Annotated in this window: 19 protein-coding genes and 2 pseudogenes; 12 read left to right on the forward strand and 9 right to left on the reverse strand. The window is 70.8% G+C overall.

Annotated features, from left to right (window positions below; genetic code table 11):
• Positions 1-52: 52 nt before the first annotated feature.
• From OHB04_RS32090 to OHB04_RS32105, 4 genes are read left to right on the forward strand one after another with little or no spacing between them, the layout of a single operon-like run.
• Positions 53-1456: an NAD(P)/FAD-dependent oxidoreductase gene (locus OHB04_RS32090; protein WP_326691144.1), complete on the forward strand. Its 1404-nt coding sequence runs from the start codon at positions 53-55 to the stop codon at positions 1454-1456.
• Positions 1453-3108 carry a peptide MFS transporter gene (locus tag OHB04_RS32095; protein WP_326808825.1) on the forward strand — a complete coding sequence of 552 codons (1656 nt, stop codon included), beginning with the start codon at positions 1453-1455 and terminating at the stop codon, positions 3106-3108. The genes OHB04_RS32090 and OHB04_RS32095 overlap by 4 nt, the downstream gene beginning before the upstream one ends.
• Positions 3105-4190 (forward strand): methyltransferase, encoded by a 1086-nt coding sequence (locus tag OHB04_RS32100; RefSeq protein ID WP_326808826.1) that lies wholly within the window; start codon positions 3105-3107, stop codon positions 4188-4190. The genes OHB04_RS32095 and OHB04_RS32100 overlap by 4 nt, the downstream gene beginning before the upstream one ends.
• Positions 4191-4216: 26 nt before the next feature.
• Positions 4217-5083 (forward strand): LLM class flavin-dependent oxidoreductase, encoded by an 867-nt coding sequence (locus tag OHB04_RS32105; protein ID WP_326808827.1) that lies wholly within the window; start codon positions 4217-4219, stop codon positions 5081-5083.
• A gap of 92 nt (positions 5084-5175) precedes the next feature.
• On the opposite strand, the gene OHB04_RS32110 is transcribed toward OHB04_RS32105, so the two are convergent.
• A complete protein-coding gene (locus tag OHB04_RS32110; protein WP_326808828.1) occupies positions 5176-5820 on the reverse strand; it encodes a transferase in 645 nt (214 codons plus the stop codon).
• Between the two features lie 127 nt (positions 5821-5947).
• Between OHB04_RS32110 and OHB04_RS32115 the strand changes: the two are divergent.
• A pseudogene (locus tag OHB04_RS32115) lies at positions 5948-6822 on the forward strand (glycosyltransferase family 2 protein).
• Here OHB04_RS32115 and OHB04_RS32120 read toward each other — a convergent pair.
• The gene (locus tag OHB04_RS32120) at positions 6819-6995 is read right to left on the reverse strand and encodes a hypothetical protein (RefSeq protein ID WP_326809618.1); all 177 of its coding nucleotides are present in this window, start codon (positions 6993-6995) and stop codon (positions 6819-6821) included. The pseudogene OHB04_RS32115 and the gene OHB04_RS32120 sit on opposite strands and share 4 nt — an antisense overlap.
• Positions 6996-7102: 107 nt before the next feature.
• Positions 7103-8044: pseudogene (locus OHB04_RS32125) on the reverse strand (NAD-dependent epimerase/dehydratase family protein); the annotation flags it as partial.
• Positions 8045-8116: 72 nt separating this feature from the next.
• Here OHB04_RS32125 and OHB04_RS32130 point away from each other — a divergent pair.
• Entirely contained in the window at positions 8117-9472 is a 1356-nt protein-coding gene (locus OHB04_RS32130) for a helix-turn-helix domain-containing protein (RefSeq protein WP_326808829.1), read from the forward strand.
• A 135-nt stretch (positions 9473-9607) separates the two neighbouring features.
• Here OHB04_RS32130 and OHB04_RS32135 read toward each other — a convergent pair whose 3' ends face one another.
• Together OHB04_RS32135 and OHB04_RS32140 are read right to left on the reverse strand one after the other, a co-directional pair.
• Positions 9608-10957 carry a cation:proton antiporter gene (locus OHB04_RS32135; RefSeq protein ID WP_326691152.1) on the reverse strand — a complete coding sequence of 450 codons (1350 nt, stop codon included), beginning with the start codon at positions 10955-10957 and terminating at the stop codon, positions 9608-9610.
• 95 nt (positions 10958-11052) lie between these two features.
• Positions 11053-11607 (reverse strand): hypothetical protein, encoded by a 555-nt coding sequence (locus OHB04_RS32140; RefSeq protein WP_326808830.1) that lies wholly within the window; start codon positions 11605-11607, stop codon positions 11053-11055.
• 130 nt (positions 11608-11737) lie between these two features.
• On the opposite strand from OHB04_RS32140, the gene OHB04_RS32145 reads away from it, so the two are divergent.
• Both OHB04_RS32145 and OHB04_RS32150 read left to right on the forward strand, forming a co-directional pair.
• Positions 11738-12241, forward strand: coding sequence for a MarR family winged helix-turn-helix transcriptional regulator (locus tag OHB04_RS32145; RefSeq protein WP_326691154.1), 504 nt, complete (start codon positions 11738-11740; stop codon positions 12239-12241).
• Between the two features lie 115 nt (positions 12242-12356).
• A complete protein-coding gene (locus OHB04_RS32150; protein WP_326808831.1) occupies positions 12357-13280 on the forward strand; it encodes an NADP-dependent oxidoreductase in 924 nt (307 codons plus the stop codon).
• A 107-nt stretch (positions 13281-13387) separates the two neighbouring features.
• Here the strand turns inward: OHB04_RS32150 and OHB04_RS32155 are convergent, their stop codons facing one another.
• Positions 13388-14413 carry a methyltransferase gene (locus OHB04_RS32155; protein WP_326808832.1) on the reverse strand — a complete coding sequence of 342 codons (1026 nt, stop codon included), beginning with the start codon at positions 14411-14413 and terminating at the stop codon, positions 13388-13390.
• A gap of 25 nt (positions 14414-14438) precedes the next feature.
• On the reverse strand, positions 14439-16094 hold the full coding sequence (locus tag OHB04_RS32160) for an FAD-dependent monooxygenase (protein WP_326691157.1): 1656 nt from the start codon (positions 16092-16094) through the stop codon (positions 14439-14441).
• A 122-nt stretch (positions 16095-16216) separates the two neighbouring features.
• Between OHB04_RS32160 and OHB04_RS32165 the strand changes: the two genes are divergently transcribed.
• The 3 genes from OHB04_RS32165 to OHB04_RS32175 all read left to right on the forward strand — a co-directional run bounded on the left by OHB04_RS32165 (position 16217) and on the right by OHB04_RS32175 (position 20452).
• The gene (locus tag OHB04_RS32165; RefSeq protein ID WP_326691158.1) at positions 16217-17326 is read left to right on the forward strand and encodes an RNA-guided endonuclease InsQ/TnpB family protein; all 1110 of its coding nucleotides are present in this window, start codon (positions 16217-16219) and stop codon (positions 17324-17326) included.
• Between the two features lie 454 nt (positions 17327-17780).
• Positions 17781-18797, forward strand: a complete 1017-nt coding sequence (locus OHB04_RS32170) for a methyltransferase (RefSeq protein WP_326691159.1) — start codon at positions 17781-17783, stop codon at positions 18795-18797.
• A gap of 35 nt (positions 18798-18832) precedes the next feature.
• On the forward strand, positions 18833-20452 hold the full coding sequence (locus OHB04_RS32175) for an FAD-dependent monooxygenase (RefSeq protein ID WP_326808833.1): 1620 nt from the start codon (positions 18833-18835) through the stop codon (positions 20450-20452).
• Between the two features lie 95 nt (positions 20453-20547).
• On the opposite strand, the gene OHB04_RS32180 is transcribed toward OHB04_RS32175, so the two are convergent.
• Together OHB04_RS32180 and OHB04_RS32185 are read right to left on the reverse strand one after the other, a co-directional pair.
• Positions 20548-22176 carry a VWA domain-containing protein gene (locus OHB04_RS32180; RefSeq protein ID WP_326808834.1) on the reverse strand — a complete coding sequence of 543 codons (1629 nt, stop codon included), beginning with the start codon at positions 22174-22176 and terminating at the stop codon, positions 20548-20550.
• 19 nt (positions 22177-22195) lie between these two features.
• Positions 22196-23395, reverse strand: coding sequence for an AAA family ATPase (locus OHB04_RS32185; RefSeq protein ID WP_326808835.1), 1200 nt, complete (start codon positions 23393-23395; stop codon positions 22196-22198).
• A gap of 302 nt (positions 23396-23697) precedes the next feature.
• On the opposite strand from OHB04_RS32185, the gene OHB04_RS32190 reads away from it, so the two are divergent.
• Entirely contained in the window at positions 23698-24294 is a 597-nt protein-coding gene (locus OHB04_RS32190) for a TetR/AcrR family transcriptional regulator (protein WP_326691163.1), read from the forward strand.
• Positions 24295-24324 lie beyond the last annotated feature (30 nt).

Consider the following 24324-nt stretch of genomic DNA (forward strand, 5'->3'; position numbering starts at 1 on the left):
GGTCCGACCCGGAGACCGACCTGTCCAGGACCCCGGAGGATTGGAGAAGTTCATGCGTGGTTCCACCCAGATCCTCGTCATCGGGGGAGGGCCCGCCGGATCGACGGCGGCGGGACTGCTGGCCAAGGAGGGCTTCGAGGTCACGCTGCTGGAGCGCGACCAGTTCCCCCGCTACCACATCGGTGAGTCGATCCTCCCCTCGTGCCGGCCGATCCTGGAGCTGCTCGGCGTCTGGGACAAGGTGCAGGCCCACGGCTTCCAGCCCAAGGGCGGCGCCTACTTCTTCTGGGGGCCGGAGGAGTGGGAGGTGAAGTTCGACAGCCTCGGCAACGACGGCACCAACGCCTGGCAGGTCATCCGCTCCGAGTTCGACGAGCTGCTGCTGCGGCATGCCGAGAGCCTGGGCGTCGAGGTCGTGGAGAACGTCAGCGTCAAGGAGCTGGAGTTCGACGGCGAGCGGCCCGTCGCCGCCCTGTGGGCCGGCACCAAGGACCCCTCGCGCGGCGGGCGGATCAGCTTCGACTACGTCATCGACGCCTCGGGGCGCGGCGGCGTGCTGGCGGCCAAGCACGTCAAGAACCGCGAGTACCACGAGATCTTCCGCAACGTCGCCGCCTGGACGTACTGGAAGGGCGTCAAGCCGCTCGACCGGGGCCCCCGGGGCGCCATCGCCGTGTGCTCGGCGCCCGACGGCTGGTTCTGGGTCATCCCGCTGCACGACGGCACCACCAGCATCGGCCTGGTGACCGGCCGGGACATCTTCAACGAGAAGAAGAACCGCCTCGGCGGCATCCAGGAGGTCTACGACCAGGTGCTGGACGAGTGCCCCGTCGTGCAGAAGCTGCTGGGCGGCGCCGAGCAGGTCGCCGGTATGAAGGTCGAGCAGGACTATTCCTACACCGCCGAGAACTTCGGCAAGCCCGGCTACCTGATGTGCGGCGACGCGGCCTGCTTCCTGGACCCGCTGCTGTCCACCGGAGTGCACCTGGCCACCTACAGCGCCATGCTCGCCAGCGCCACGCTCACCAGCGTCATCCGGGGCGAGGTCGAGGAGAAGGAGGCGTGGGGGTTCTTCAACACCGTCTACCGGCACGCCTACGAGCGGCTGCTGGTGCTGGTCTCGGTGTTCTACGAGAGCTACCGCGGCAAGGAGCACCACTTCTACAACGCGCAGAAGCTCACCCAGTCCCAGCGCGACGGCCTCAACCTCCAGGACGCCTTCGACCGCATCATCACCGGCCTCGCCGACATGGAGGACGCGCAGGACGTGTACGCCAGCGTGCACGCGCACCTCAACGGTGCCGAGAGCGGCGACCCGAACCCGCTGGCCAACCTCAACAAGGTGCACGAGCAGAAGCAGGCCCCCATGAGCGAGCAGAACGCCGTCGGCGGCCTCTACCTGTCCTTCCGTCCCCGCCTGCACCTGGCCCGCGCCGAGGGAGGCCCCGCCGCATGACAGCCACTCACCCCCCGTCCCCGCCTTCCTCCCCCTCCCCGCCGCCGTCGTCCCCCTCGTCCCCGTCCCCGCAGGGGTCGGGCTCCCTGCGGCCGTGGCCGAACTGGTTCCGCACCCTGTTCATGAGCGACCTGTGGGAGCGCTTCGGGTTCTTCGGGATGCAGGCGATCCTCGTCCTGTTCGCCGTCGCTCCCCGTGACGAGGGCGGGCTCGGGCTGGCCAAGGCGGACGCCGCGGCGCTGTTCGGCGCCTGGATCGGGCTCGCCTTCATGCTGTGCCTGCCCGGCGGCTGGGTGGCCGACCGCGTGCTGGGGCCGCGCCGCACACTGGTCCTCGGCGCCGCCGTCACCACCGTCGGACACTTCGCGCTGGCGACGCCGCTGCTGTGGCTCACCCCTGTCGCGCTGATCCTGCTGGCCGTCGGCATGGGCCTCTACAAGCCCAACCACCAGGCCATGCTCAACTTGATGTTCAAGGACAGCGGGCGCCGGGAGGCGGGCATCTCGCTGATCTACGTCGGCATCCAGGTCAGCGCCCTGACCTCGCCGCTGATCGCCGGATTCCTCGGCGAGCGCGTCGACTGGCGGCTCGGCTTCGCCGTCTCCGGCACCGCCATGCTCATCGGCACCGTCCAGGTCGCCCTGGCCCAGCACCAGTTCCAGGGCATCGGCGCCAAGCCGGGCCGCCCGCTGGACGAGCCCGAGGCGCGCCGCGCCAAGCGGCTGAGCGGCGCAGCCCTCGCGGTGGTCGCCTTGCTGCTGACCGGCATGGCCGCGGGCGGCGGGCTGAACCCGGCCAGCGGCATCGCGCTCGTCGGCATGATCACGATCATCGCCCCGGTCGTCGCCTACACCGTGCTCTACCGCAGCCGCGAGCTGTCCGGGGGCGACCGCAGGAGACTCCGCTCCTTCTTGTGGATCTTCCTCGGCTCGACGCTGTTCTGGTCGCTGATCGCCCAGGACGGCTCCTCGCTGACGCTGTTCGCCAAGCACTCAACCGACCGCGAGGTGCTCGGCTTCGAGGTCCCGGTCAGCTGGCTCCAGTCGGCGACTCCGCTGTTCATCCTCGTCCTGGCCCCGGTCTTCGCCTGGTTCCTGCTCAAGCACGGGGGCGGCCGGGCCGGGGTGCCCGCGAAGTTCTCCGCCGGGCTGCTGCTGACCGGCGTCAGCTTCCTGGTCATGGCGGGCGCGGCCGGGCTGGCCTCGGGCGAGGAGAAGGTCTCCCCGCTGTGGCTGCTGGTGGTCTATCTGATGCACGCCTGCGGCGAACTCATCGTCGCCGCCGTCGGCATCGCGGCCGTCGCCGACGTGCTGCCGCGCCGCTTCATCGCGCACATGCTCGGCCTGCTGTGGCTGTTCGCCGCGCTCGGCGGCGGCGCGGGCAGCGGCCTGGTGCGACTGATCGACGTCATTCCCGAGGCCCTCTACTACCTGCTGCTCGCCGTACTGGCGCTGTCGGTCGGCGGCACGCTCGCCCTGCGCCGGCACTCGGTCGCCCGCGGTCTGGCGCCCGAGACGGCGGCGGAGGCGGCGGCGGCGTCGGAGGACGGCCCCGGGCCCACCACCGGCAAGACCTCTCCTTCCACCGGCAAGACCTCTCCTTCCACCGGCAAGACCTCTCCTTCCACCGGCAAGGATGGCGACCACGCATGACATCGGCGACCACCCCCGCCCCCGGGCCGCTCACCGGCCCGGGGGCCGACCCCCGCGCCCCCCGGGCCGCGGGAGGTACGAGCGACCCCAACGACCCCTTCGGCATCGCCGCGTTCGGCCTGGGCTTCGCCTCCGCCAAGCTGCTGCTGAGCGCTCTGGAACTGGGCGTGTTCACCGCGCTGGCCGAGACCGCCGACGGCACGGCCGAGGCCGAGGAACTGCGCGCCGCGCTCAGCCTCCACCCGCGTGCCGCCTCCGACTTCTTCGACGCGCTCACCGCCGCCGGGCTCCTGGAGCGGCAGCACGGCCGCTACCGCAACAGCGAGGCGGCCCAGCGCCATCTGGTGCGCGGCCCCGGCTACCAGGGAGGCTTCCTGGAGGGCGCCAACTTCGTCCTCTACCCGGCCTGGGGACGGCTGACCGAGGCGCTGCGCAGCGGACAGCCGCAGGCCGAGGGCGACTTCGAGGCGATGCTGAGCGACCCGCAGGCCCGCCGGATGTTCCTGGCCATGCAGGACTCGCTCAGCCAGCCCCTGATCCCGCACCTGCTGGACGCGCTCGACTGGTCCGGGTACACGACCCTCACCGACGTGGGCGGCGCCCGGGGCAACCTGACAGGCCAGATCCTGCGTGCGCGCCCCGGGCTGACCGGCACCGTTTTCGACCGTCCGCAGAACGCCGAACCCTGCGCCGAGCACGCCGCCGGACTGGGCGTCGCCGAACGGATCACCTTCGCCGGCGGCGACTTCTTCAGCGACCCGCTGCCGCCCGCCGACGTCGTCGTCATCGGCCACGTCCTCGCGGACTTCTCCCGCGACGAGCGCCGCACGCTGATCGAGAAGGCGTACACAGCCGTCCACGACGGCGGCGCGCTGCTCGTCTACGACCCCATGAACGGCGACAAGCCCGAACTGGCCTCGCTGATCGCCAGCCTCCACATGCTCGTGATGACCCCGGCGGGCGCCGGATACCACCCGGACCACTGCGCGGGCTGGATGGAGCAGGCCGGATTCACCGATGTGACCAGCCGCCCGCTCCCGCTGGGCAACACCCTGCTGATCGCCCGCAAAAGGGCGGCCTGACTCCCTGACGCCGTAAGGAGACCACCGTGGAGATCGGAGTGGGCCTGCCCACCACCGTGCCCGACATCGACGGGCAGCGCCTCGTGGAGTGGGCCAGGCGCGCGGAGGAGCACGGCTTTTCCACCCTGGGCGTGCTCGACCGCCTCGTCTACGACAACTACGAACCCCTCACCTCGCTCGCCGCCGCGGCTGCCGTCACCCAACGGATCAAGCTCGCGACGACGATCCTGCTGGCGGCCTACCGGCCGGGCACCCCGCTGCTGGCCAAACAGCTCGCCACGATTCACGAGATCTCCGGCGGACGGCTGGTGGTAGGGGCGGCGGCAGGCGGACGCGAGGACGACTTCCAAGCGACGGGCGCCACCTACGCGGACCGGGGCCGCCGCCTGGACGCGATGCTGACCGAGCTGCGCGGCATCTGGGACGGCAAGGAGACGGACACCGGCGTCGCGGGGATCGGCCCCCGGCCCGGCGGCGCCGGGCCGGAGATCATCGTCGGCGGCCACACCCCCGCCGCGATGCGCCGCGCCGCCCGGCACGCCAACGGCTGGATAGCGGGCGGCAGTTCGGCCACCGGCTACGCGGATCTGGCGGCACAGGCCCGCGCCGCCTGGCAAGCGGAGGGCCGCACCGACAGCCCGCGGCTGGTCGCGCTCGTCTACGCCTGCCTGGGCCCCGGTGCGGCCCGCACGGCGGAGAGCTATCTGCGCGCCTACTACGCCTTCATCGGGCCCAAGGCCGAGATGGCCGCGAAGGCCGTCATCACCGACGCGGGCTCGCTCCGCGAGACGACCGCCGCCTACGCCGAGGCCGGCTGCGACGAGCTGCTGGTCTTCCCCTGCACCGCCGACCCGGCCCAGCTCGATCTCCTCGCCGAGGCGGCCTTGCCCTGAGGCTCGCCGGCCACTGAACGCCCGTCCGCGCTGGGACGGGCGTTCAGCGTTGCCGCATGCGGCTGTCCCCGCGGCGCGGCTGTCCCTGCGGGCTACCTCCGTCGCTGACGCACGTGTGCTTCGGCGGTGTGCGGCGCGGTCACGGTGCTGCGCTCCGGGAGGGTGCGTCCGGCCAGGGTGACGCCGCTGGCGATGCGAGACTCTCGCCCGACCGCAAGCCCCGGACCCAGGCTGACGTTGTTGCCTGTCTGGACGCCGTCGCCGAGGAGTGCCCCGAAGCGGGGCGTTCCACAGCGGTAGATCCCGCCGGGTGCCCGGAAACGAATTTCGCGCTCGGGCATGGACAGGTGAGGGCTCCACATGCTGATCGCGGCGACGGTGACGTTGGCGGAGAGATGCGCCTGGTCACCGACGAGGGTGCGATTGAGGCCGATGCGGTGCCCGAGAATTGTGCCTTCACCGAGGAACGACCGTGTCACTTCGCAGTTGAAGCCGACACTGACTCCCGCGCTGAGTACCGAGCCGGACCGTACGGTGGAGAACTCCCACACCCGCACGCCAGGCCCAATGATGACGTCCTCTCCGATGAGGGCCGTTCGATGGATCTCGGCAGTGGGGTGGATGCGGTGAGGATGGGGGAATCGCGCGAGCGCGCGGCAATGCCACTCCTCCCACGCCGCCAGGAAGTCAGCCAACTCTGCATCGCCCATGTCGGCATACGGGGTGTCAGCGAGCATCCCGGAGCGGGGTGCGGTGACGTAGTCGCCGATACGTAGCTGGGGCATGAAGACCTCTTTCTCACGGTGGCTCCGTCGCCCGGATCGTTAGCATCTGCGTCAGTCCCGAGGAACGGAGCGTTCATCTGTGAGTAGTCCGCGCATCGGCGTCGCCATCTTGACGATGGGTAACCGACCAGCCGAACTAATGGAGCTGCTGGAGTCGGTTGCGGTGCAGAAGACGCCTGCGCAGCGGATCGTGGTAATCGGGAACGGGGCGCCGCCGCCGCTGCCCGACGGGGTGACCGGTCTCGAACTGACGGAGAACCTGGGCGTGGCCGGCGGCCGGAACGCGGCGCTCGCCCGTCTGGCGGAGTTCGGGGACGTCGATCTGGTGGTGGACCTGGACGATGATGGCCTGCTGATCAGCCCGGATGTCTTCACCCGCTTGGTCGGCCTCTACGAGCAGGATGAACAACTGGGCATCGTCAGCTTCCGTATCTGTGATGAGCGCGGCCGTACCCAGCGGCGCCATGTGCCACGGCTGCGGGCCGGTGACCCGATGCGCGGTGGACTGGTCACCACCTTCCTCGGCGGTGGGCACGCGCTCTCGGCCCGGATGCTGGAGCAGACCGGCGGCTGGCCGGATGCCTTTTTCTATGCCCACGAGGAAACCGATCTGGCCTGGCGCGCCCTGGACGCGGGATGGAAGGTGCTCTACGAGCCCGCCCTGGTGCTTCAGCACCCGTGGACCTCGCCGACCCGGCACGCGGTCTTTCACCGCATGGTCGCCCGCAACCGGGTATGGCTGGCCAAACGCCACCTGCCCGCACCGCTCGTCCCGGCCTACCTGGGCGCATGGGGACCCTTCTGACCCTTCTCCGCACCCGCTCTTGGGGCGGCCTTCGGGCGTGGTGGGGAGGCTTTACCGAGGGGGTGCGCACTCCCTGCCCGCCGCGTCGGCCGATGCGGTGGGCCACGGTCTGGCGTATGACCCGCCTCGGCCGCCCTCCGGTGCTCTAGAAAGCGGCGGCCTGCTCGCTGCGCAGCCAGTCCGGCACCGCGTCCGGGGTCCTACCCAGCCACCGCACGTAGCGGGCCACGCCCTCGGCGACAGTGATGGACGGCTTCCACTCCAGCGTTGCGGCCAGCCGGTGAGGCGAGGCGTAGCCGCCCAGCGGGTCACCGGGCGGCATCGGCGTCTCCAGCAGTTGGGTGCCGGGGAAGTTTCGGCGATCAAGCCGGCCACGGTGCGCACACTGATGGGAGTACCTGTCCCGATATTGATCGTCTCGTTGTGGGCGCGCGGTGCAACCAGGCTGCGCACCGTTGCGGCAGCCACGTCGTCGACATGTACCAGGTCGCGAATCTGCCGACCGCCGCCGTGCAGGTGCAGCGGCAATCCCAGAGCGGCGCGCGCAGCGAACCAGGCGACCATCCACGAATGGCTGTTCTGTTTGACGATCTGGGGTTCTCCGTAGACGGAGAAGCAGCGTACGACGGTGTGTGAGACGCCGACCGCGCTCAGGATCAGCCGGGTCTGTGTCTCGCCCCACGCCTTCGTGCTCCCGTAGACCGAGACGGGCCGCAACGGCGACTCCTCGGTGAACAGGGTGGGGGCCTGCCCGTAGACGGACTCCAGCAGTTGCCGCATCGAACGCAGCTCTGCACATCGGGGGGAGTTGTCTGGTTCGCCGTTGCCGTAGACGCTGGCGGAGGAGACGAACACGAACCGACGCAGCTGGTCACTGGCAGCGGCAGCGTCCAACACGGTCTGCGTACCGGTGATGTTGGCTGCGAGCGCGTTGTGCGGATGGCGCGTACAGGCCGCCACATCGGCTAGAGCCGCCGCGTGGATGACGTAGTCGGCCCCATCGACAGCACGCGCCACGGCGGCTCGATCAGTGACGCTTCCCTCGATGGCATCAGGGCTGTCGAGGTCGACGTCGAAGACGTCCCGATAAGTGTGAGGAGGGTAGGGGTCCAGCGCGCACAGCACGCGGGGATGCGCCCCCAGCTTGCGCAGTTGAGCAGTGACGCGGCTGCCGATCAATCCGGCGCCTCCGGTCACCAGGACAGTTCGCCCAGCCAGCTCTGACAGATACGTGTCGGTCACGTTGCCTCCTGTTGCGGTAGGGGGAGGCGCCGCACCGCAGTTTGAGTGGGGGCGCCACATCGATTGGGCCCCATTCAGGGAGGGAGAGGGAGGCGCGTCTGGCCGGCGCGCACAGCTTTTGCATCTCATGCAAAAGTGACTGCGATCACGTTTTCAGCTCCTAGGATTGGGTGCTCCGGAAGCACGACCCAGGGGGTACCGATGCGATCGGTGATTCGCTTACGGTCTACTCCATCGGCCGAGCACGAAGCTCCGGGCCAACTGGTCCGCCGTATCAGGCGGGAGCAGGGCGTCACGCTGGAGCAACTGGGACAGAAGACCGGGTACTCGGCCGCGCAACTCTCCCGCCTGGAACGCGGACTCTCTCCGATGACGGTCGAGGGCCTCCGCCGCTTCGCCGACGCTCTCGGCATTCCACCCCGTTCTCTGGGGCCCCTCCTTGACACCCTGTCGGGCCGACACGATGAGCTAACCGTCCCCTATCCCCGCATCCCCGTGCCTACGCTGAGAGGCAGGGAGGACGGTGAGAGCGTGAGACGTCGGCAGTTTCTCGCAGGCAGCGCTGCCGTAGCGGCGAGCGCCGGAGCTCTACCCGTCGACGACACCCCCGCCCAGGCCAGTGAGGCTCAGCTGGGCGAAGTCCTCGTCGCACGGCTACGGGACGCGATGCTCGGACTCGACAGCTCGACGTCCGCCCAGGACTCCGCTCACTTGGCCGCCGAACTCGACCACGCGCACCGCGATTACCGCACCTGCGGGTACGCCAGCCTCGCCGTACGCTTGCCGCGCCTCATCACCACCGCCCACGCGGCCTCCACTACGGACCACGCCCTGCTGGGCCGCGGGTATCTCCTCGCGACCCGGCTCCTGATCAAGCTGGACGAGCAGCAACTGGGGTGGATGGCCGCCGACCGTGCTCGGCAGTTGGCGGCAGCAGCCGGGGAGCCACTCGTCGTCGCCGAGTCGGCACGCCAACTCGCCGTCCTTGCCCGTAAAGCCGGGTGGCACGACCAAGCGCTCACCCTCGCACTCAACGCGGCCGACGCGCCCGAGCTGCGCGAGGCGGGCGCACCGGGCACCGCGCTGCGGGGACTGCTGGTGCAGTCCGCCGCCTACACCGCCGCCTGGAACGGAGACCCCGTCGGCATGCGGGAATTCACCGCTGAAGCTGCCGCCCTCGCCTCCAGCCTCGGCGACATCCAGTTGAGAGATCTTGGCGGCTTCAGCCCCGCCACTGTGCAGCTGCATCTCGTCTCGGCTGAGAACAGCGTGGGGGACCCGGCCCGGGCTCTGGCCGCAGCACACGCCATCGACCCAGCCGCGCTGCCCAGCACCGAGCGACGCGCTCGCCTGTATACGGACATGGCCCACGCCCACCACCGGTGGGGGCACCGGGACGCGTGCGTTACCAGCCTTCTGGCAGCCGAACGCTGCGCCCCTCAGGAGACACACGCACGCCCCGCCGTCCAAGCCCTCGTGTCCGGCCTGCTGCTGTCCGGCCGTACGACACCCGATCTCCGGGGCCTTGCCACCCGCTTCGGGGCCTTCCACGCCTGACCGGCTCCGGCCCCCACCTGCGGAGAGGTCCGGCCGCCCGGGCCATGGGCATGGCTCTCGGAGCAACAGCGGCCACGCTGAGGTGGGGGTTCGGGGTGGGAGGGGCGGGGTGCGCCCGGCGAGGAGGCGGGGGACTCACCGCCGTGCGGGGTGCTCCTCGTCGCGGCGAGGTGAGGGAGCGCGGCGGGCGGCGGGGTCAGGGGTCTTCTTCGTAGGGCCGCGCTCGGTGAACTCGAAGTCGCCCAGTGCCTCCGCGCCTCCACCGCGGCGGCCCATGAGCTGGAGCAGCGGGCCCGCCATGGCCGTGGTGACGAGTGCCATGACGACCATCAGGGCGTACAGGTCGGAGCTGATGACGCCCAGTTGCAGGCCGACGGTGAGGATGACCAGCTCGGTGAGGCCGCGGGTGTTCATGAGGGTGGCCAGCACTCCGCTCTGCACCGTGGGCACCCTGTTGAGCCGCGCGCCCGCGTAGGCGCCGGCGAACTTGCCGGTGATGGCCGTCAGCAGGATCAGGCCCAGCTCGCCCAGGCCGCGCATGCCGGTCTTGGACAGGTCCACCTGAAGTCCCGCCACCACGAAGAAGGCGGGCAGCAGCAGGAGCCTGGTCAGATACTCGAACCGGTCGGTGACCTGGTGCTGGATCCGCCGTGAGGTGTCGCGCGGCATCATCACGCCGAACAGGAAGGCGCCGAAGACGAAGTGCGCGCCCATCCACTCGGTCGCCAGGCACGACAGCAGCAGGCCGCCGAGGACGACGATGAGCTGATCGGCCGTCACATGCTCGTGCGCCCAGCCGTCCCACCCGGCGCGCTTGCCGGGCCGCGCGGCGAACAGCTTGCGCAGTCCGGGCCGTACGAGCAGCAGCATCACCGCGATGTAGACCGGCGCGAAGAACATCTTCCACTGGCCCGTACCGCCCGAGACGGTGACGACGACGGCCAGCAGCGACCAGGCGACGATGTCGTCGATGGCGGCGCTGGCCAGCGCGATGCCGCCGACCCTGGTGCGGCCCAGGCCGCTGTCGGCCAGGATGCGCGCCAGCACGGGGAACGCGGTGACCGACATGGCGGCGCCGAGGAACAGGACGAAGCCGGTGTGGCTCGCCGGGGCGTGCCGTCCGGCCAGGTGGAGCGCGAGCAGCCCGCCCAGCGTGAAGGGCGCCAGCACGGAGCACAGGGAGACGCTGGCGGCCACCCGTTCCTTGCCGCGCAGCCGCGAGAGGTCCAGCTCGTAGCCGATGACGAACATGAACAGCACGAGGCCGAGATTGGCCAGGGCCGCGAGCATCGGCCGGATGTCGGCCGGGAAGAGGTGTTCGGCCAGCGCACCGTTGAAGAGGGTCGGGCCGACGAGGATGCCGGCGAGGATCTCGCCGACCACGGGCGGCTGCCCCAGCTTTCGGGCCGCCGCGCCCAGCAGTCGGCTGAGGGCCAGGATGGCGGCGAGTCCGATGAAGAGGGACTGGATCTGATCGGGTGTCATGAGTGCGCCCCCTGCGCTGCTCTCACGGCCGCCGGGCGGAGTCCGGCAGCGTCGGCGGCAGCGTAGGGGGACGCGCTCGAGGTGCTGATGAGGGATCAGCGGGGCGTGCTCGCGGCCTCCTTGGGAGCCGCGTACACCTCCCCGGGGTCGGGGAGCACCGGCGAGGTGCCCTGGCGGTGGGCGGTGCGGCAGTCGTCGAGGAACTCGCGCGAGAACATCGCGCTGAGGGTGGCGACCCCGCCGCGCGCCACCCGTATCTCGCTGCGCCGCAGGATGCCGGTCAGCGTGATGAGCCGTCCGGCGTGCGGGGCGTGGCGCTCGCGGTCCTTGACGGTGCTGCGGCCCTCCAGCGTCAGCTCCCGCTCGTCCAGGGCGGCGTCCTGGGGGAGCAGCAGCTTGAGCATCGTGCGCTCGCACGACAGCCGCAGCTCGATGCCGTCGGTGGGCAACTGGACGGAGCGCAGGTCGAGATGGACGGTGGAGCGGCGCGTGCGCACGTCGATGCGGCGAGCCCGCGTCCAGTGGCCGAGCCGCTTGACGCTGGTGTAGAAGGCTTCGACGGCTTCGGTCTCTTCGACGGCTCCGGTGCCGGGCTGGGCGTCGGAGTGGGTGCGGGTGTCGGAGTCGGTGTGGGTGTGCTGGTTGCTCAACGCAGCGTTCCTTCCGGGAACCCGGGCAACAACCGAGAGGTACGGCCCGATCTTGGAATTATCTTGAGAGTCGGCTACCTTGATTATCAAGGTAAGCCGTTGTCTTTAGTTTGAGAGTCGAGATACTTGTATGTCAAGTGAAAAGGAAGAGGAACTTCGCGAGCTGCTCGGCGCGGAGGTCCGCGTGCTCCAGAGCGCCACCGACGCGGTCGACGCCGCCACCGCGGCGCGCCTCGGCGTCAACCGCACCGACCTGCACTGCCTCGACGTCCTCACCCAGCGCGAGAGCGCGACCCCCAGCGAGCTGGGCGCCGCGCTGGGCCTGACCACCGGCAGCGTCACCGCGATGCTCGACCGGCTGGCCCGGCTCGGCTACCTCACCCGCGACCCCGACCCCGCCGACCGCCGCAAATCCGTGATCCGCGCGACCTCCCGGGTACGCACCGACGCCGACACCCTCTACGGCCCCCTCGCCGCCGACGGTGCCGCGCTGCTGCGCCGCTACTCCCTGGCCGAGCTGGAACTCCTCCTGGACTTCGTCCGCCGCAGCAGTGAGATCCAGCAGCGCCACGCGGAGCGCCTGCACGACGCGGAGGGCATGGACGACGCGGCGGGCATGGACGGGCCCGGGTGAGGGAACGCGGCGGGGACGGCCCCCGTCACCGGCACCCAGCGGCCACGGCAACGAGCCACCATGGCCGCGAGCCGGCCGGGAGCAGCGCCCACCGGAACGAAAGCAGGTGCTCCCCATGCCCGAGGCGATCGCCTTCGCCGCGTACGGCGGCCCCGACGTCCTCAAGCCCACCAGTATCGACATCCCCGAGCCCGACCCCACCCAGGTGCGGGTGGCCGTGCGCGAAGCGGGGGTCAACCCGCTGGACTGGAAGCTGCGCAGCGGGGCGATGGCGGCCTTCATGCCCCTCGAACTCCCCTGGATCCCCGGGTTCGAAGTGGCCGGCACCGTCGAGGAGACCGGTGACGGGGTCTCGGGCCTTCAGGTGGGCGACGAGGTCTTCGGCCGCGCCCCGCACGCCTACGCCACCCATGTGATCGCCGACGCCGGGGCCCTGGTGCACCGGCCCGAGGACCTGGACGCGCGCCGTGCGGCAGCGCTCCCCGTGGCCGCCGAGGCCGCCTACCGCGCCCTGGAGGAGCTGAACGTGGGCCCGGGGGAGACCGTGCTCGTCCACGGTGCCGCGGGGGTCGTCGGGAACCTGGCGGTCCATTTCGCGCTGGAGCGCGGAGCGCGGGTCATCGGCACGGCGGGCGAAGCCGCGCACGACCGCCTCACCGCCCTGGGCGCGGAACCCGTCACCTACGGCGAGGGCTGGGCCGACCGCGTACGGGCCGTGGCGCCGCACGGGGTCGACGCCGTCCTGGACGCCTCGGGCGCCGATGTCCTGGGGGACTCGGTCGCGCTGGCGGAGGACGGCACGCGGGTGCTCACCCTCGCCGATCCCGCAGCCGCGCAGGAGCACGGCGCGCTCTTTTCCGGCGGCGGTCCCGACGCCGACCGGACGGGGCCCGCGCTCGAACTCGCCCTTGCGCTGTACCGGCGCGGGGCCCTCGATGTGCCGTTGCACGCCCCGTACCCCCTCGCGGAGGCGGCGGAGGCCCACCGCAGGGGCGAGGCGGGCGGGCTGGACGGGAAGTTGGTCCTGACCGTGGAGTGACGGCAAGGAGCTGTGCCCCTGCCCCACCCTTCCCTCCCCCAGCCTTCGGCCGGGAGGTGCCTTCGGAGGGGCTGAAATCCAGCCCCTCCGGCACCTGACCGGGCCCCCTACGGGGCCTTGTGCGCGATCACCAGCGTCACATCGTGGCCCAGCGAGCGGTGTTCCACACGGGCGAAGCCCGCGTCCCGCATCCAGGCGGTGCACTGTTCCAGGGTGTAGCCCTTTCCGTGCGGGGTCATCAGCTGAAGGTTGAGGCTGCGCAGCAGATTGCGCAGGTAGCTCTCCTCCTCCCGCACGATCACCGGGTCCCAGACGAGGAAGGCCCCACCGGGGCGCACCCCGGCGAAGGCGTTCTTGACGAGCCGACCGCGCTGTTCGTCGTTCCAGTCCACCAGCGCGTGCCCCAGCATCAGCACGTCCGCCTCCGGCAGCGGCCCGGCGAAGAAGTCACCGCCGTGGAAGCCGAGTTCGCCGGTCATGCCCAGGGACGCGATGTGCGCGTCGAAGTCCCCCTTCAGCTGCGGAAGGTCGAACACCTGGGCGTCCAGGTGCGGATGGGCGCGCACCAGACCGGCCAGCACATTGCCCCGGCAGCCGCCCAGCTCCAGCACGGACTGGTACGACCTCCAGTCGAAGACCTCGGTGAGCGCGGGGATCAGCGGGCGGCTGGCGTCCTCGGCCATGCCGACCAGCCCGTCCTTCTTCTCCTCGCTGTCGTACAGCTCGCCGAACATGTCCTCGCCGGTGTACGTGGCCGCCTGCGGAGCGCCCGTGCGCAGCCCCTCCGCCAGCTTGTCCCACGCCGGGTACATCACCCGGTCGGCCAGCCGCAGAAAGCCGCTGAGCGACGCCGGGTCCCCGGGTACCAGCAGCTGGGCGGAGATCCGCGAGTTGGCCCACGAGCCGTCCGGTGTGCGCTCCAGGAAGCCGAGTTCGGCCAGCGCCGCGAGGAAGTGGTCGCAGCCGCGCGGCTGGAGCCCCAGCCGCTCCCTCAGCCGTTCCTCGGGGAGCGGCCCCTCGGCCAGCGTGCCGAACAGGCCGACCTCGACCCCGGCCAGCACCAGCTTCGCCGGCTGGAAGGCCATCGCCTGGCCGAGCACCCGCCCGGCCTCGGCCGTCACGTTCTCACTCATCGCGCTCCTCTCACAGGCTCGGGGCTCAGGAGGCGGAGTCGCCGGCAGGGGTGATCGCCGCGGGGGAGATCGCCGAGGCGCGGGCCAGCACGCTCTCCAGCAGCGTGTCAGGGTCGGCCGCGCCGCCCTCCGAGCGCCAGGAGACGAACGCGTCGGGCCGCACCAGCACCGCGCCCTGCGGGCCGACCCCGTACACCTCGGCCCAGTCGCGCTCGGTCGGCCGCAGCTCCTCGTCCGGCCCGACGGCGTGGGTGACCAGCGGAACGCCCAGCTTCTCCGCCGCCTTGACAGCCGCCTTCGCCCAGCCGCCGCCCTCGGGGCCGTGCAGCAGCACGAAGTCGTCCCAGAACAGGTCGATCGCCGAGATCGTCTCCTCGGTGTCCCCCCTCTGCCGGGTCAGCCACACGTGCGGGGCGCGGGTGCCCGGCTCGCCGGTCAGCTCCAGGTCGGGGGTGAGGACCTTGCTCTGCGGCGCGCCCACGATGGACGAGGAGCGGTAGCGGTAGCCGAGCGTGATGATCACGTCGTCGACGAAGTCCTGACGGTCCTGCTCGGTGGCGTAGCCGTGGCGGATGCGGTTGCGCACCAGCGCCTGCTCGGACATCGCCGTGCCCAGCGGCCGGCGCTCGGCGTCGTAGGTGTCCAGCAGTTCGTCGGTGCCCCAGCCGTGCAGCACGGCGGCCAGCTTCCACGACAGGTTGTGCGCGTCGTGGATGCCGGTGTTGGCGCCGAACCCGCCGGCCGGGGGGTGCACATGCGCGGCGTCGCCCGCCAGGAAGACCCGGTTGACGCGGAAGGTCTCGGAGACCAGCTGGGCGCCCTGCCACGGCACCTTGTCCATGATCTCGACGTCGATGTCCTTGCCGGCCGCCTGGCGCACGATCTCCACGCATCGGTCGTCGGTGAAGTCCTCGGGCTTCTCGCCCTTCTCCGGGAAGTAGATGGGCGCCGCCAGCCACGGGTCGCAGCCGTGCAGCCGGGACAGGCCCATCAGGGAGCCCCCGGCCGAGGCGTAGCACAGGATGAACTTGCGGTCCTTGAGCAGCGTCTCCAGCTCGGGCGCCCGGAAGTAGATGCTCAGCGCGTTGAAGACGGTGCCGCGGCCCACGCGTTCGACCCCGAGGGCCTGGCGGATGCGGCTGCCCGCTCCGTCCGCGCCCACGAGGTAGTCGGCGCGGATGGTCAGGCGCTTGCCCGTCGAGGCCTCCTCGGCGATGGCGGTCACGCCCTCGTCGTCGGCCTCGAAGGAGAGCAGTCGGGTGTTGAACCGTACGTCGGCGCCGTACTCCCGTGCCTTGGCGACCAGCACCTTCTCGTAGCGGTCCTGGCCGCAGCCCATGACCCGCTCGGGGCTGACGGTCGGGCCGTCCAGCGAGGGCGCCTCCAGCAGCTCGGCGTTGTCGATGTCGGAGAAGGTGTCGACCTTGATGATCCCGCCTTCGAAGTAGGCGTGCGAGTTCCCCTTCTCCAGCGCGCGGATCTCCTTGCCCAGGCCGGCGGCGCGGAACAGTTCCATCGTGCGGGCCTGGAGGCCGGGGGCCCGGGGAAGCATGGAGGTGCTGTCCCGCTTCTCCAGCAGCATCGTGCGGACTCCCCGTCGGCCGCTGAAGAGCGCGGTGGACAGTCCGACGGGACCACCGCCCACGATCAGGACCGGGATCTTCACCTGCTGTTCAGACATTCCTTCCGGGATTTCAGCCTCGGAAGGAATGGCTCCTTCGGAGCGGAGTTGTGCTGAGGCGGAGTTGTCTTCGCTGTGTTTGGACGGCACGTTTATCTCCAATGGTGAGCTAGTGTGTTTTTGTGAAGATCGCCGTGCGGGTGAAGTTGCTGCCTGCGTCCGTGTATGAACCGGACGCGCTGGCGGCGACCCTGCGTTCCTGTAACCGGGCTGCCACCTGGGTTTCCGAGACGGCGCACGCCAAGGGTCTGTTCAGGCGCAACGCGTTGCAGCAGGCGGTGTATTACGAGGTCAAGGACACCTTCGATCTCGCCGCGCAGCCCGCTGTGCGCGTGATCAAGAAGGTGGTCGATGCCTACGCCACCTTGAAGGCGAATATCAAAGCCGGGAACCTCGGCTCGCAGGAGGTGAAGCGTCGGCAGAGGGCGGAGACCAAGCCAATCGTCTTCCGCGAGGATGCCGCGCAGCCGTATGACGACCGGATCCTGACGTGGAACCTGGATCAGCGAACGGTGTCGATCTGGACCGTCACCGGACGGTTGAAGGGCATCCCGTTCGTGGGCTCCGAGCGGGCGCTGGAGCTGCTTGCCTCGCGCAGCGGGGAGTCTGATCTGATGATGCGAGAAGGGATGTTCTTCCTGATCGCCACCATTGACGTCTCCGAGCCGCTCGCTTATGAGCCGGACGGCTTCCTTGGGGTTGACTTGGGAATCGTCAATATCGCCACCACGTCGGACGGCCGGATCATGTCCGGGCGTCGGGTCAGCCGCTACCGTCGCCACCATCGCGACGTGCGCAAGAAGTTGCGGACCAAGCGCACCAAGTCCGCCAAGCGGCGCCTGAAGCGTCTCCGGGGCCGCGAGGCCCGATACACCACCCAGCGCAACCACATCATCGCCAAGAAGCTCGTCCATACCGCTGAACGCACCTCCCGGGGCATCGGACTGGAAGACCTGTCCGGCATCCGGCAGAGGGTCACGGCCAGGAAAGTTCAGCGGTCCCGACTGCACTCGTGGGCCTTCGCCCAACTCGGCGCCTTCGTCGAGTACAAAGCCAGGCGGGTAGGAGTGCCCGTGGTCTTCGTCGACCCGCGCAACACCTCCCGCCAGTGCTCTGAGTGCCGGCACACCCACCGAACCAACCGGGTGTCCCAAGCACGGTTCGCCTGCCGCTCCTGCGGAGCAGTGCTGCACGCGGACCATGGGGGCACCTCCCTGCTCGAACGAAGTTGAGAGCTTGGGGGAGGCTCCCGCAACATCGCCCACCGGGCCGAGGCTGTGTGGAAGCGGGGCGCAGTCAACCGCCCCAGAACCACCGCAAGGTAGTTCCGGACGCAGGGGACCACGTCGCAGCCGGCGGCGCTCCACTTGCAATCAACGCCCTTCCGGCCGAGTCAACAATCTCGGTCCTGCAAGGGCCGGGAAGTCGACGTCATACATGCATGTCCCCTCTGAATGGGCTGGGCGGCTGGTTCCACGCCGCCGGTTTCGGCACCCCAGATGAATAGCCCCGGCCTCTTGAGGGCTGCTGGAGATGTGGCGGGGAACGCTCTCCGCAAGGGCTGAGGACCGGGCCAGGGCGCACTCCCCAGCACCGTTCGAGGGGCGCTCAACTCTCCGGTGTGACCCTCCCGCAAGCGGCACTGGCGCCTGGCCACGGCCGTTTCGGAAGGATGGAGTCCTGCGCATGACGCACACCAGCCTGGATGTCAGCACCCCGGCCGGAATCATCCGGCTGAGCAACGCGTTCTGCGACGCGAAGGCGCTGCTGACCGCAGTCGAACTGGGCCTGTTCACCACCTTGAACGAGAAGGGTCCCGCCACCCAGGAGGAGATCCGCAAGGAGCTGGGGCTGCACGGCCGAGGCCTGAGCGACTGGCTCAACCTGCTGGCCGCGCTCGGCCTGCTCACTCGGGAGGAGGGTGGCAGGTACGGCAACGCGGAGGGCCCCGGCACCTATCTGGTGCGGGGCGCCAAGACCTACGTCGGCGGCTTCCTGGAGCGCTCGAACCGCAACCTCTACCCGGCCTGGGGCAAGCTGTCCGAGGCGCTGCGCACCGGTCAGCAGCAGTCCGGCAGCGACTTCGAAGAGGTCACCAAGAACCCGCACATCCTGCGCCAGTTCGTCGGCATGATGGACGCGCTGACCCACGTGGTGGGCCCCGAGCTGGTGGAGAAGTTCGACTGGAGCGGCTACGAGTCCGTCCTCGACATCGGCGGCGCCCGCGGCAACCTGTGCTCCATCATCGTCAAGGCCCAGCCGCACCTGGCCGGACACGTCTTCGACCTGCCGCCCATGGAGCCGCTGTTCGAGGAGCAAATCGCCTCCTGCGGGCTGACCGGCAAGCTCACCTTCCACGGCGGCAGCTTCTTCACCGACCCGCTGCCCAGCGCCGACGTCGTCACGCTCGGACACGTGCTGCACGACTGGGACGAGCAGCAGCGCGGCGACCTGGTCGCCAAGGCCTTCCACTCCGTCAACCCCGGCGGCGCGCTGCTCATCTACGACCGGATGCTGGACGACGAGCCCGACCACGTCGAGAACCTCGTCATCAGCCTGGACATGCTGCTGGTCACCGACGGCGGCTCCGAATACCCCGTCTCCGAGGTCGTCGCGCACGCCGAGCGTGCCGGCTTCGCCTCCACCGAGACGCTGCCGCTGAGCGACTACGACACGATCGTGATCTGCCGCAAGGCCCCCTGAGCCGCCGCCGGTCCCACACAAGGAGTCCGTACCCCATGAGCAAGACCTCACAGGAGCCGCAGGTCCTCATCGTCGGCGGCGCGGTCACGGGGCTGTCCATGGCCGTGTTCCTCGGCTGGCACGGCATCCGCGCCCTCGTCGTGGAACGCCACCCCGACACCCTCAGCCACCCGCGCTCGCGCGGCGTCAACCCCCGGACGGTGGAGCTCTACCGCCAGGTCGGTCTGGAGGGGCCGATCTGGTCCGAGGCCAGCCTCGCCACCGACTTCAGCAAGCTGCTGATGATCCGCGCCGAAACCCTCGCGGGCCCCGAGATGTTCAGCGGACCCACCGACCAGCCCGACCCCAGCGGCGGGGTCAGCCCGTGCGAGTGGGCGCCGATCGACCAGGACCGGCTGGAGCACCTGCTGCGCGACCGCGCCGCCGAGCTCGGGGCCGAACTCGCCTTCTCCACCGAGCTGGTCTCCTTCGAGCAGTCCGACGAGGGGGAGGGGGCCGGGGTCACCGCCGTGCTCCGGGACATCACCACGGGCGAGGAGCGCACGGTGCGCGCCGAGTACCTGGTGGCCGCCGACGGCAGCCGCAGCCCGATCCGCGAGCGGCTCGGCATCGGGACCGACGGGCCCGGCGAGTTCGCCACCACCCTCTCGGTGCTCTTCGAGGCCGATCTGAGCCAGGCGGCCAGGGGCCGTGACGTCGGCGTCTGCTACTTCGACAAGCCGGCGCCCTCCACCATCTTGTTCGCGCACGACGGCCGGACGCGCTGGATCTTCGCCACCGCCATGCCGGAGGGGGAGACGCTGGAGACCGTCACCGAGGAGCAGGCGATCGGCCTCGTCCGGGCAGCCATCGGCCAGCCCGACCTGGACGTGCGGATCATTCCGCAGCTCCCGGCGGGCGGCGCCAAGTGGCTGAGCTTCATCATCGGCGCCCAGGTCGCCCGTGACTACCGCAGGGGCCGCGCCTTCCTGGTCGGCGACGCGGCCCATCTGGTGCCGCCCACCGGTGGGTTCGGCGCCAGCCTCGGCATCCAGGACGCGGGCAACCTGGCCTGGAAGCTGGCCGCCGTCATCGACGGCGAGTCCGGTCCCGAACTGCTGGACACCTACCAGACCGAGCGCCACCCCGTCGCCTGGATGACCCTCCAGCAGGCCCTCGGCATGATGCAGGAGCGCACCGGGCCCGACGGGGAAGGGGAGGGCGAGGGCCCCGACCCGGCCGAGGCGTACGGCACCACCGTCTTCGGCTACCGCTACGGCGAGGGCCCGCCGGTCCCGCCGCAGCACCTGAGCGGCGAGCCGGGCACGCGTGCCCCGCACATCGAGCTGGACCGGGCGGGGGAGCGGATCTCCTCGCTCGACCTGTACGGGCGGGCGCCGGTCGTGCTCACAGCGGAGGGCGGCCAGGCGTGGATCGACGCGGCCCGCGCGGTCTCGGCGGCCACGGGCGTCCGGGTGGACGCACACCGTGTCGGCGGCCCGGACGCGGAGCTGACGGCACCCGGCAACGGCGTCGCCAAGAAGCACGGCATCGCCGCCGACGGCGCCCTCCTCGTCCGCCCGGACGGCTTCGTCGCCTGGCGCGCGGAGGGGGCCGCCGACGCCCCGGAGGCGGCGCTGACGGAGGCGGTACGCGCGCTGTACACGAGGAGCTGAGCCGGCGCCGCCGGCTCGGACGGAGCAGGGCACAGCGCGAGGGGAGGGGCCGTACGGCGGCCCCTCCCCGCATGTCCGCGGCGGCGGACGCCGGGTCAGATCACGCGGAAGAGGTCGGCGGCGGCGTGGACGTCGCCGAGGTCCTCGATGGAGCGGAGGTTGTCGCACAGGGCGTCCAGGACCGAGCCGGCTTCGGCGGCGGGCGGGGCGCCGATGGCCACGCCGAAGACGCGGAAGCCCAGCAGGCGTTTGGCGCCGTTCCAGCCGCGCATCCATTCCTCGGTGACGCCGCATTCGTCGTCGGTGAGCATCACGATGTCGCCGCGCGCGCGGGCGGTGTCGTTGAACTCCTCCTCCAGCAGTTCGCCGGCCGCTGTCAGGGGCGTCTGGTAGCTGGTGCCGCCGCCGAGGAAGGTCTCCGCGAAGTCGAGCACCTGGGCGACGTCGGCGGGCCGGCCGGCCGGGAAGCGGAAGACCTGGAGCTTGTCGGCGGCGGAGAACAGGATGCCGACGAAGTCACGCCCCGCGTGGCGGGCCTGATCGAGCAGCGCGAGGGCGCACGCCTTGGCCCACGCCTCCCTGGTGACTCCGCCGGGCCCTGCCTCGTACATGGAGTGTGAGGTGTCCACGCACGCGATGACGGCGCCCCGGCCGGTGGTCTGCTCTCCCTGGCCGTCGTAGAGCATCAGCTCCCCGGCGGCGTAGCGCGCGGCGAACACCGCACGCAGCTCGGGCAGGCCGAGGTTGGCCAGCTCGGAGGGGATGACGCGGGAGAGGTCATTGCCGAGCGTGACGCCGATCAGCTCACCGGCGGCGTTCTCCACCCTGCGGGCGCGCTCACCGCCGGCCATCTGCCGGAAACGGCCGATCAGTTCGGCCCACTGTGCGAGACGGCTGGTGCGCAGCCGCTCGGCGAGCCGGGCGCGCTGGTCGAACGGCATCCGCTCCAGCTCGCCGGAATCGACTCCCCACGCCCGCATCAGCGCGGCCTCCTCCCGCGCGGCCCCGGCGGCCTTCGCCGCCGCGTTCCGCGCGGCGGCACCGATGCCGGGCGCCGCCGCCGCGAGGGCCTGCGCGGCGGCCTGGGCGGCCTGCTGCGCGGCGGCCTCGGCCGTCTGAGCGGTCTCGATCGCCTGTTGGACGGCGTCGGCGGCCGGGGCCGGCACGGTGCCGTCCCCATCGGAACCCTCCGCCCCGTCGGCGGCCTGCTGGAGCGCCTCACCCACGGCGGTCGCCGCGCCTTCGGCGGCCTGCTGAGCCTTCTTCGCCTGCTCGGCCTGTTCCTGGGCATCCCGGGAGCGCTCCAGCATCCGGCGCAGCGCGGCGGCCTGGGCGAGCACGGCCATGGCGGCGGCGTAGGGGTCCCCGGCGGTCTCCCGGCGCAGCTCGGCGAACTCCAGCGACTCCACCAGCGCGGTGATGACCTGGTGGTTGACCAGCCGCGAGGGGTCCATCTCCGCGCGCTCGCGCAACCGCGGGCCGGCCTTGTAGGCGGCCAGGAACGTGTCGGCCAGGAGGTCGGTGGTGCAGTCGTAGCGCTCGTTCAGCTCCTCGGCCAGCTCACGCAGTCCGGCCGACTGCCCGTAGGTGTCGCGCCATGCGATCTGTTCGAACCGGTCCGCGACCACGGCCGTGGTGTGCCGCTCTGGCGCCGCGTCGGCCAGGGCCAGCCACTTCCCGGCCCCGCTCGCCAGCTCGCCCAGCTTGCTCGGTGTCCTGCCCATGGTCCTGATCCCCCGGCGTTCAGAACTGGGCCTGCACCATGCTCGCGTCCACGCCGAGGGCCTCGGTGAGAACGCGGGCGCGGACGGCGCGATGGCGGCCGGTGACCCGGTCGATGGCGGCGGTGGAGCGGCCGGCGCCCGCGGCCTCCTCGCGCAGCTTCTCCAGCCGCTTCCCGGCCCTGGCGAGCTTGTTGTGGGCGTTCTTGATGACCCACTCGCTCAGCGCCTCGCGGGACTGCCCGGCCATGGCGTCGAGCTGGGCCTCCAGCTCCTCGACGGCGTCGGCCAGGTCCAGTGCCTCCTTGGCGTCGGGGTTGACCAGTTGCAGCACCTCGCGCTCGACGGTGGGGCGTTCGGCGGGGGAGTCCCACAGCACGTGAGTCAGCACCGACAAGTCGGTCTCGGCGACCGCCGGGCGGCCGTCGAGGTACGCGGATGCCTGGAGCAGGCCCACCGCCTGCCGCCAGCGGCGGTCGGAGGCGATGAGTTCCTTGTGGCGCAGGGCGGCCCGCAGCGTACACACCGCGTCCACGATCACGTCGGGGACGTCCACGGCCGGGACGGCTTCGGTCACGGCGTGCAGTAACGCGGCCAGCTCGATGGTGGTCCGTGCCGGTGCCGCCGGGCGGCCGGCGGCGGAGCGGACCAGCGCGGCGAAGTTCGAGGGGTCCGCCAGGTACCCGACCTCGATCCGCACCAGCAGCCGGTCGTAGATCGCGGCCGAATCCTCCCCGGCGGGCAGTTCGTTGCTCGCCGTGATGGCCCCGATCAGGGGGCAGCGGATCGGCTCGCCGCCGCTCTCGGGGTGGTAGATCCGCTCGTTGAGGTAGCCCAGCGTCTCGTTCAGTGCCGCCGTGGAGCACTTGAAAATCTCGTCGATGAACGCGACGTGCGCGGTCGTGGCGCGGCCGTCGTAGACCTGGCGGTACTCACCCCGGGTCAGCGCGGCGACGTCGATGGGGCCGAACATCCTCGTCGGCGTGGTGAACTTCGACAGGAGGATCTCCCAGTAGGCCGCCCCCTCGACCCTGCCCGTGAGCTCCCGGGCCATCGCGGACTTCGCCGTTCCGGGCGGGCCGAGCACCAACGAGTGCTGCCCGGCCAGCAGCGTCACCACCAGCGTCCGCACCACGTCGGCCCGCTCGTAGAAACGGTCCGACACCTCGTCGCTGATCGCCCGCAGCCTCTTGGCCGTGCCCTGCGCGTCCTGTGCTCCCATACTCAACTCCTTGCCTGCGACGCCCTGTTGGGCTGACGAGACGGCCCATCTCTCCGAAGCTACGACGGACTGACAAGTAGCTGAGGGTGATAACGGTGACGCTGGGCTGTTCTCAGAAAGCGGTCCTTTGTCCGAGCAAGATAGCCCGGCGACCGGGAAGGCCTCCGGGCCGCTGCCCGGCTGCCGGTGCCGTCCGGTGGGCCGGCCGCGCCAAGCGGATACCCCAAGCGAAACGAAACCGTTTCGCTTGGGGTATGGTCGTAAGCGGTACGAAACCGTTTCGTACCGCTGGAGGTGCGAGAATGTGGTGCGTGGCAACGACGCGGCGTAGCAGAATCACCCCGGAGCGCGAGGCGGAGCTCTACGAGACCGTGCTGCGGCTGCTGCGCGAGGTGGGCTACGACGCGCTGACGATGGACGCCGTCGCCGCCAGCACGCACTCCAGCAAGGCCACCCTCTACCGCCAGTGGGGCAGCAAGCCCGAGCTGGTCGCGCGGGCGCTCAAGCACGGCAAGCCCGGGCCCGAGCCCTCCGGTGTCGACACCGGATCCCTGCGCGGCGATCTCATGGGGATCATCATGAGCGGCTTCGACGACTGCCGGATCGAGCAGGACGCCGCCCTCATGCGGGGTGTCGGCCGGGCCGCGCACGACAACCCCGAACTGCTCAAGGCGCTGCGCGAGCTGCTGATCGAACCGGGTCTGGCCGATCTGCGGGTCCTGCTGGACCGGGCCGTGGACAGAGGCGAGATCCGGGCCGGCAACCCCGCGATGGACCTCGTACCGCACATGCTTCTCGGCGCGCTGATCACCGGCGATCTGATCGAGGAGAAGCCGGTGACCCAGGAATTCCTGGTCACCTACTTCGACGCTGTCGTGCTGCCCGCCCTCCGCGCCTGACACCGGCACCCCTCTCCACCTCTTCACCTT

The organism is Streptomyces sp. NBC_01775, assembly GCF_035917675.1.
GTDB lineage: Bacteria > Actinomycetota > Actinomycetes > Streptomycetales > Streptomycetaceae > Streptomyces.

What these genes read in the sequence shown, in the direction of transcription:
- OHB04_RS32130 (WP_326808829.1), top strand. Translation starts at nt 8,117, where the DNA reads ATGCGATCGGTGATTCGCTTACGGTCTACTCCATCGGCCGAGCACGAA.
- OHB04_RS32155 (WP_326808832.1), bottom strand. Translation starts at nt 14,413, where the DNA reads ATGAGTGAGAACGTGACGGCCGAGGCCGGGCGGGTGCTCGGCCAGGCG.
- OHB04_RS32175 (WP_326808833.1), top strand. Translation starts at nt 18,833, where the DNA reads ATGAGCAAGACCTCACAGGAGCCGCAGGTCCTCATCGTCGGCGGCGCG.
- OHB04_RS32120 (WP_326809618.1), bottom strand. Translation starts at nt 6,995, where the DNA reads ATGCCGCCCGGTGACCCGCTGGGCGGCTACGCCTCGCCTCACCGGCTG.
- OHB04_RS32190 (WP_326691163.1), top strand. Translation starts at nt 23,698, where the DNA reads ATGTGGTGCGTGGCAACGACGCGGCGTAGCAGAATCACCCCGGAGCGC.
- OHB04_RS32095 (WP_326808825.1), top strand. Translation starts at nt 1,453, where the DNA reads ATGACAGCCACTCACCCCCCGTCCCCGCCTTCCTCCCCCTCCCCGCCG.
- OHB04_RS32160 (WP_326691157.1), bottom strand. Translation starts at nt 16,094, where the DNA reads ATGTCTGAACAGCAGGTGAAGATCCCGGTCCTGATCGTGGGCGGTGGT.
- OHB04_RS32180 (WP_326808834.1), bottom strand. Translation starts at nt 22,176, where the DNA reads ATGGGCAGGACACCGAGCAAGCTGGGCGAGCTGGCGAGCGGGGCCGGG.
- OHB04_RS32145 (WP_326691154.1), top strand. Translation starts at nt 11,738, where the DNA reads ATGTCAAGTGAAAAGGAAGAGGAACTTCGCGAGCTGCTCGGCGCGGAG.
- OHB04_RS32135 (WP_326691152.1), bottom strand. Translation starts at nt 10,957, where the DNA reads ATGACACCCGATCAGATCCAGTCCCTCTTCATCGGACTCGCCGCCATC.
- OHB04_RS32090 (WP_326691144.1), top strand. Translation starts at nt 53, where the DNA reads ATGCGTGGTTCCACCCAGATCCTCGTCATCGGGGGAGGGCCCGCCGGA.
- OHB04_RS32185 (WP_326808835.1), bottom strand. Translation starts at nt 23,395, where the DNA reads ATGGGAGCACAGGACGCGCAGGGCACGGCCAAGAGGCTGCGGGCGATC.
- OHB04_RS32110 (WP_326808828.1), bottom strand. Translation starts at nt 5,820, where the DNA reads ATGCTCGCTGACACCCCGTATGCCGACATGGGCGATGCAGAGTTGGCT.
- OHB04_RS32170 (WP_326691159.1), top strand. Translation starts at nt 17,781, where the DNA reads ATGACGCACACCAGCCTGGATGTCAGCACCCCGGCCGGAATCATCCGG.
- OHB04_RS32150 (WP_326808831.1), top strand. Translation starts at nt 12,357, where the DNA reads ATGCCCGAGGCGATCGCCTTCGCCGCGTACGGCGGCCCCGACGTCCTC.
- OHB04_RS32100 (WP_326808826.1), top strand. Translation starts at nt 3,105, where the DNA reads ATGACATCGGCGACCACCCCCGCCCCCGGGCCGCTCACCGGCCCGGGG.